The organism is Paenibacillus sp. CF384, from assembly GCF_900106745.1.
Lineage (GTDB): Bacteria > Bacillota > Bacilli > Paenibacillales > Paenibacillaceae > Paenibacillus_Z.
Genome location: NZ_FNNV01000025.1, coordinates 57,623 through 64,818, shown reverse-complemented (window position 1 = coordinate 64,818; position 7,196 = coordinate 57,623). Strand labels below are relative to the sequence as shown.

6 protein-coding genes are annotated in these 7,196 nt (G+C 54.7%); 1 reads left to right on the top strand and 5 read right to left on the bottom strand.

The genetic code is table 11. The features are described 5' to 3' along the window. Positions 1 to 318: 318 nt before the first annotated feature. On the bottom strand, positions 319 to 1,212 hold the full coding sequence (locus BLW29_RS28390; RefSeq protein WP_090986048.1) for a nucleoside hydrolase: 894 nt from the start codon (positions 1,210 to 1,212) through the stop codon (positions 319 to 321). A 59-nt stretch (positions 1,213 to 1,271) separates the two neighbouring features. Between BLW29_RS28390 and BLW29_RS28385 the strand changes: the two genes are divergently transcribed. Next, positions 1,272 to 2,444, top strand: a complete 1,173-nt coding sequence (locus tag BLW29_RS28385; RefSeq protein WP_256209011.1) for an FAD-dependent monooxygenase — start codon at positions 1,272 to 1,274, stop codon at positions 2,442 to 2,444. Here the strand turns inward: BLW29_RS28385 and BLW29_RS28380 are convergent. From BLW29_RS28380 to BLW29_RS28365, 4 genes are all read right to left on the bottom strand, one after another. Continuing rightward, positions 2,419 to 4,368: a dihydroorotate dehydrogenase gene (locus tag BLW29_RS28380; RefSeq protein WP_090986046.1), complete on the bottom strand. Its 1,950-nt coding sequence runs from the start codon at positions 4,366 to 4,368 to the stop codon at positions 2,419 to 2,421. The genes BLW29_RS28385 and BLW29_RS28380 overlap by 26 nt on opposite strands. Before the next feature lie 51 nt (positions 4,369 to 4,419). Then, positions 4,420 to 5,694 carry an ankyrin repeat domain-containing protein gene (locus BLW29_RS28375; protein ID WP_177186851.1) on the bottom strand — a complete coding sequence of 425 codons (1,275 nt, stop codon included), beginning with the start codon at positions 5,692 to 5,694 and terminating at the stop codon, positions 4,420 to 4,422. A 24-nt stretch (positions 5,695 to 5,718) separates the two neighbouring features. Then, positions 5,719 to 6,417: a metal-dependent hydrolase gene (locus tag BLW29_RS28370; protein ID WP_090986042.1), complete on the bottom strand. Its 699-nt coding sequence runs from the start codon at positions 6,415 to 6,417 to the stop codon at positions 5,719 to 5,721. A 146-nt stretch (positions 6,418 to 6,563) separates the two neighbouring features. Beyond that, complete coding sequence (locus tag BLW29_RS28365; RefSeq protein ID WP_090986040.1) at positions 6,564 to 7,178, bottom strand: cysteine hydrolase family protein; 615 nt, start codon at positions 7,176 to 7,178, stop codon at positions 6,564 to 6,566. Positions 7,179 to 7,196 lie beyond the last annotated feature (18 nt).

The window sequence follows — 7,196 nt, the reverse complement described above, 5'->3', positions numbered from 1 at the left end:
TCCATTCATTACCTAACCCCGCAACAACGCGAGAAACGGTACTATGAGCAGCTCCAGGTCGTTTGATGTGTGTCTACTTCCTTGACAGAGGTACAGTTATCCGAGAATAAGACCTCTACGGTTCGTTAGATTCTCAGAACCTCGAAATCGGGTCTAATAAGGCCTCTGCGGTTCGTTAGAATTCTGCCGTATGTGGTAAGCGCGTTGTGAAATCCGACCCCCGACCCCCGAATCCAGCAGCCACATGTACTGAATTGGTGTAACTAAGAAGCCTCCTAATCGCCTTGCTGCGGTTAAGAGGTTTTGTTGCGTGCTGTGTTAGGGTGAGGTAATGGTGTAGTAATGCTCGAAGAATCGCTTACGGTCGACGGTTGTGGCAATTTCATGGTTGCCGCTAGAGCTGCCCGATTGGAATGCCATCCGGCCGAATGTATCCGCGTGGTTGTAGTCTACTTCAACAGAGCCGCGCGCGTACTCGCAGAGATTGGGTTCGAATAAACATGCCGCTGCGAGCGGATCATGGAAGGTCATCACATGCTGCTCCAGCCAAGGGGATCCGAAATCCTCCACTGCCCGCATGACCGGCGCGTCGAACAAGTCAGCTTTCTCGTGCCGCTTAAGGACAAGCTGTGATGTCACATTTAACCCGAACGTGCGATGAATGGCTACCTGGGTGTTATACACGATAGCGCAGGCATGCGGGTCCATCCAGGAATTCCAATTCCCCATTGGCATATCAGGACCGGCTTCAAGCTCGCCCGAGAATACGCCGCTCATGATGTACAATCCTTTCAGCAGCTTCGGAATTTCGGGATCGAGTAGAAAAAGCAGGGCAATATTGGTGAGATGACCCACAGCGAGCAGCAAGATTTCATGAGGGTTCTCGCGAATCGCGGCACGCATCGCATCTACGGCTTGGTTGGCCCTGAAGTCCTTCTCATGCGGCCAATTCGCCAGTTTGGATGCACCGTCCGGCGTAGGATAGACGCTCGTTGGCATGATCGGATTGTCTGCTCCCGCATATACAGGAACACTCCGACCTGCAGCTTTGCAGATTGCGTCCGCAACCATGGCTCGTTTCTCTACCTCGCCGCCTACGGTGGAGATGCCAATCAGCGCACATTTCGGTTGACTCAGCAAATAACCTAAACAAAGCGCATCGTCGATATCGCCGCCGATGTCCGTGTCGAGCCAAACTTTAAGGGTAGTCATCGTCGTTCCTCCTTGGGTATGATGGAACTAGTGATAAGAGAAGATCGGGGGATTCAGGAATGAGCAGCATGGACAAGCGACGTGCAATTGTAATCGGTGCGGGCATTGGCGGATTGTGCTCGGCTTTGGCGCTGCAGCAGCGCGGTTGGCAGGTGGCGGTATACGACAAAGCTGCTGCACTGCGGGAAGCAGGAGCCGGGATCGTGCTCGCGGCTAATGCAATGAAGGCACTCGATTTGCTCGGTGTAGGCAGCGAAGTCAGAGAAGCGGGTGCCCCGGTCATGCAAGCGGATATTCGGACTTGGGATGGCAAGCTGATTACGAGCCTGCCTGCAGCGAAGCAAGCGGAGAAATATGGCACGCACAGCTATGTCATCCATAGAGCGGAGCTGCAATCGATTCTTCTGCGAGCGGTCATGGCGGAATTGACGGAAATTCATACCGGTAAGCAGTGGATTCGCGGCGAACAGACGGATGATGCGGTAACGGCTGTGTTTGCTGACGGAACGCAAGAGCAAGTTGAGCTCGTTATCGGAGCTGACGGCATTCATTCTGAGGTGCGAGAGCAGTTATTCGGTGCCAGTCCACTCCGGTATTCCGGCTATACGGCGCTTAGAGGTGTATGTACGTTGCCAGATGTACCGATTGGCGCCGAGGCCGGAGGAGGATTCGAGGCATTGGGACAGGGCCGGAGATTCGGATTCTCGAGTCTGGGCAATGGCCGGGTGTTCTGGTTTGCGGCGATTAATGCGCCGCAGGGAACCGTTCTGCCGACAGTGGAGCGTAAGTCTGCGCTGCTGGCCTTGTTTCGCGGCTGGTACAAGCCGGTTGTCGATGCCATTGAGTCGACGGAGCCGGCGACGATTCTGGCTCATGACATTGTAGATCGGGCCCCGCTCGCTCGGTGGAGCACTGGCCGTATGACGCTCCTCGGCGATGCCGCGCATCCGATGCTGCCTAATCTGGGGCAGGGCGGTGCGCAAGCCATCGAGGATGCTGTAGTGCTGGCACGGTGCCTGCAGCAGACAGATGTATCTGCTGCACTGCAGACTTACGAGAAGGAACGTATGGCACGAGCTTATAGAATTGTTCGACTATCGCGCTCCATGGGGAGAATGGTGCAGCTTGAGCATGCGCTGCTTATCCGCTTCCGTAATGCGGTCATGGCCACAACGCCCGGTCCTGCTTACGTGAAACGGTTTGATCCTATCGTTGGTTATGTGGTGCGCTGACCCCGGTTACCGGTGATCGTGTCAAATAAGGATAAAGCAATATTAGGCCGACAATATAAAGCAATAAGGCGAAGAAGGCGGGCGACAAGTGAACGAAGTCCGTATAGCCAATGTGCCAATGAACGGAGAAGGCAGCGAAGAACGCCGGGGCTCCGCCGATCAGAAAGGTCCACCACAGCCAGCGTTCCCCTTGTTGAATTCCCCATAATGCCATCGTGAGCAGAGCCAGAGCATCCGAGAACAGTGCGCCGCCGAAGCCTGCACGATCATGGGCGATAAGAGGAACGAGCCGAGAATTGATTGCCGAGATCTGTTCCGACGTGAGTCCGATATAATCCAGGTCCTGCGGTACAAACACACGCGTCACACCGAAGCCGGAGATGGTAATGCTGCCGATCACGAGCGCAAAACCTAGCACCACCATGCAGAACTGCCCCCATATAGCCCGCTTCCACGTCCGGTCGCTGCGTAAGTTGACGGGATTGCGAAACGGCTTGTCGGGGTTAACGCGCATACTTAGCAGAAACAAAGGAAGAAGAATCAGTGCAACAACCGCATGAAGCGGATCGAAGTAGCCATAACCGAGATAGAGAAAGAAGCTGGCGAAGCCGGTAATGCCGGATACGAGCAGAGCAATCCTCGCCCAATGCATACCGTACCGCAATCCATGCCGGCCAAGCTGATAATAAAGCACGCCGATGGAAATCATCGTGCCGGCGAGCGTAATGCGGTCATGCGACATGAAGTGAAGCAGACGGTGATTCAGATGATGCAGCGTATCGCGGTTGATGCCTAGAAACGCCTCATCATAAGGGAGCAGCACGGTTGTGGTCGCAATTATCCAGGCAAGCATGCCGCCAATAATCATCCCGATGCCGAGCAAGCACATCCAGCCCCAGTGCCGCCAGAAGGATTCGGGCTTAGGCATGGGAAGAAGTCGGACCCGCTCATGCAGGATAGCTTCGTTGACCCGCTTGGGTAGTCCCGGTCCGGTATCAATGAGTCCGCCGTGCAGTAAAATGTAGTCGGCTCCAGCAGCGATCAAGTCCAAGGCATCCTGTGGTTCATAGACGCCGCAGGCTGCCTTAAGCACGAAGTGCTGCGGGCCATACCGGCGAAGCCAGGTGAGCTTCTCGGCACAAGACTGCTTATCCGTTGGCCGCACGGTGAGCCCGCCCTCACTTGCACGAGCTTCTCCCACGACGGCCCCGCTCCACGCTGTGAAATCAGCGGCATTGAGAACGAGTCGCAGCGTTTGCTCGGATAGATCATGCGGGATGTAGAGGAATAAGCGGTTCTCTTGAGCGACATTCGATGCTGCTAGGAGTTGGAGCAGCGCTGTAATAGGCCCAGGCAACACCGGCTGCTGCAAAATATCAAGATAAAACCCCGCAGCACCTGCCTCACGCAGCTGACGTATCATAGCTAGCAGTTGGTCGAACGACTGCTCCGGCGTACTCCCCGGCAGCGGTGTCAGTCTTGCAAACTGCGGAAGCTGATGCCCGGGTTTGGCGATCCGCGCAGCAATAACGGCTAAGCCGTCATTGTCGCCGTAAGACGGGTAGGCGATGCGTCGTTCCTCTGGATTCAACTGAATTGGCGCAGCGCTTGCACCAAGGATGGGCTCCGTCGTAATCGGACCGATCTCGATAAAGCCCAGCCCGAACTGCGCCACCGCTCGGTGGGCGGTGCCCGAAGGATCAACCGTGCCGGACAGACCGACAGGCGTGATGAAGTCGACGCCGCATGCTTGGCTGCGGATCAGAGGAGCAGGCTCCATATGCCCGAGCGTGCGGATGACGAACGAACCGAGCGGCAGGCGGCTCAAGGTGCCGATGGCGCCAAGCGTGACGGAGCGGGCAAGTCGATTCGGCAGCCGGAACAGCAGGGGGCGAAACAAGGTTTGATAAGACCAATCCGGCACTCGCATTCTCCCCCAATCGTAACGTTATTTTCGTATAGCAGCGGTGTCAGTTCAGTTTGGCACACCATGCCGGACAAGTACTTCTATAACCGCACTGCTGCCTGAAGCACTTTGAGGCAAGGAAGCTCCTGCCTGAATAAGCGTCTCAGCGACCGCAGCATAATTGCCCGTCTGATTCCGCATGTGAACGGAGCCCCAAGCACAGCTGTCTAACGCGGTACCGCCATATCCATTGGTGAGTCGGGTAGATGCGCCATGCGACAGCAGCAGTTGAAGCGCTTCAACATTTCCTCGAATCGCCGCGTTATGAAGCGCAGTGAAAGAACCGTCGTCACGACGGGCATCCGCATCGAATCCTGCCTCCAGCATGACTTGTACCGCGCCAATCTGATTATCCCAAGCCGCATCGGCGATCAAGCTCTGATCCTCGGCAGACAAGGAAGCGACTAAGTTCGGGTATTGCTCCTGCAGCTCATGAACGGCAGCTTGATCCGCCTGCATGCAAGCCAGCAGGAAACGCTGCTCAATCGAACTGTGTGCGAGAATCAGCTCTACGATCTCGGTGTTGCCACAAGTTGCCGCTAGGAAGAGCGGCCTGATATTGGCGCCTATTTTGTACGTGTAAATATGACCGCCGTCGGAATCGCCGGAGGTAAAGCGGCCATGTCCGACTTGAGCGAGCAGGCACTCTGGACCGGCCTCAATCAGCGAACGGACAAGCGCCGTGTTACCGAGCTTAATCGCCATGAGAATATCAGCTGCTGCGCCGCGCTCTAGGAGATAGTTGCATTTTGCAGGATTATCGACCGCCCACTGCGCCGGCGTGCTGCCATGGTCGATGTCGCGCATATCGATTATGGCACCGTGCGCCAGCAAATAATCGATGATCTCAGGCTGAACTGCAAAATGAAGCGGAACCTGACCATCAGGCCCGCGCTGATTCACGACATCCGGGTCCTGCCCGACCATAGTCGATATCGTATCCAGCATGCCTAGCGCAGCGGCCGCATGAATATCTACGGGAGCACCTCGTTCGATCAGGTACCGCGACAGTTCGGCATGATCATGATGTAGAACCCCGAAGGCTCCGGCCCACCAGCTGCTACGAGCATGCAGATCTGCGCCATTAGCCAGCAGGACGTCGACCATCTCGCGGTTTCCGGCAGCAGCGGCGGCTACAATTGCAGGGGTATCGAAGGAAAACCATGGCTCGTTAATGCCGGCCACCAGGAAAGGATGCGCCTGCAAGTATTGCGTTGCTGCCTCCGTATTATTGTGAAGGACGGCTTGCTTGAACTGCTCGATGATCTGCTGCTCCTGATTCATTCCCATTCCCCTTTTCTGAACGAATTAGTTAGCTTCCAGCGTAAGTTCGTCTCCCGGCGCCATGACTTTCCCTTTGAGTCCTTGTTCTTCTAATCGGCGTACGAACAGCTCCGCGTCTTGCTTGATCGGCGGGAAGGTGCTGTGATGAATAGGGATAGTTAGCTTCGCGTTGTACCATGCAGCAGCTTGCAGTGCATCCCCAGGTCCCATGGTATAGTGGTCGCCAATCGGAATGAATGCGATATCGATCGAATGACGTTCTCCGATCAGCTTCATATCGCTGAATAAGGACGTATCGCCTGCGTGCAGAATCGTCAGCCCGTCCACGAAAACAAGATAACCGGCCGGCATGCCGGCATACATGATCTGTTTGGTTTCCATATCCACGATGCCGGAGCTGTGGAAGGCTTGCACCATTTTGGCTTTTGCGAAGCCGAGATCGACCGTTCCGCCCATATTCATTCCGATCGTCTTGGCTCCCTGCCAGGACATATAAGTGGCAAGCTCTACGATGGCTACAATCGGCGCATCATTGGCGATGGCGACCGGTGCGGCGTCTTGAATATGATCTTGATGAGCGTGAGTTAGCAGGATGGCATCGGTTTTGAGCGCTTCTGGTTTCATAACAGCAACAGGGTTGCCGCTAAGGAAGGGATCAATAACAAGGGATTTATCGCCGGTGCTGATTTGGATACAGGCATGGCCATGGAATTGGATTTTCATCTGGGAGTCGCTCCTTATCGATTCAAGAATAGGTACACCTTCCATAGTGCCAGATTATGGAGCTGGAAGCAATTTGAAGGTGCTTATCCAAGACCAAAAAAAGCGCCACAGGCAGGAGGCCTGTGACGCCATATTTTTCGAGGTGCCTATACCGTTTGATTCACCCGCTGTTCCAGCAGAGCGATAATTTCAGAGGAATTGGTCTTGGATGCCGTCTGTAAGTATTCGATTGCGTTAAGCGAAGCTTGATGCGCTTCGGGACTGGATCCTCTGACGCAGTCATGGAGCACGCGAACATAATAATCATGCTGATGGGCATCCGCGCAAGTGTAATGAACGCATACATCGGTTAGGAAACCGGTAACAAGCAGTGTCTCTACCTTCAGCCCTTTCAGCAAAATGTTGAGATCGGTGGAGAAGAAGCAGCTGTAGCGCCTTTTGCCGATACTATACTCGCCCTTGGCAGGCTTCAAATAATCAAGAAATTCGACGTCCTCGGACCCTTCCAAACAATGGATATCCTCAACGCCCTCAAGCTCTCTGCCAAAATCAATCAGGTCGACGCGATGCAGCTCTTGGAAGAAAATAACCGGAATTTCCGCTTGCCGCGCGGTTTCCAGCACCTTTTCGATGTTATCGACGGCTGTCTGGGCATCGAATATCGGAATAGGCGTTTTCTCAGGTGGCAGCAAGGAACCTTTGGTTACATCAATAATTAACAGTGCAGCTTTACCGACAATCGTATCGATTTTCTTCTTCATGAGTAATCACTCCCGCTA

Bases quoted from the DNA above. Each gene is read 5' to 3' on its own strand.
- BLW29_RS28390 (WP_090986048.1), bottom strand. From the start codon at position 1,212: ATGACTACCCTTAAAGTTTGGCTCGACACGGACATCGGCGGCGATATC.
- BLW29_RS28370 (WP_090986042.1), bottom strand. From the start codon at position 6,417: ATGAAAATCCAATTCCATGGCCATGCCTGTATCCAAATCAGCACCGGC.
- BLW29_RS28375 (WP_177186851.1), bottom strand. From the start codon at position 5,694: ATGAATCAGGAGCAGCAGATCATCGAGCAGTTCAAGCAAGCCGTCCTT.
- BLW29_RS28385 (WP_256209011.1), top strand. From the start codon at position 1,272: ATGAGCAGCATGGACAAGCGACGTGCAATTGTAATCGGTGCGGGCATT.
- BLW29_RS28365 (WP_090986040.1), bottom strand. From the start codon at position 7,178: ATGAAGAAGAAAATCGATACGATTGTCGGTAAAGCTGCACTGTTAATT.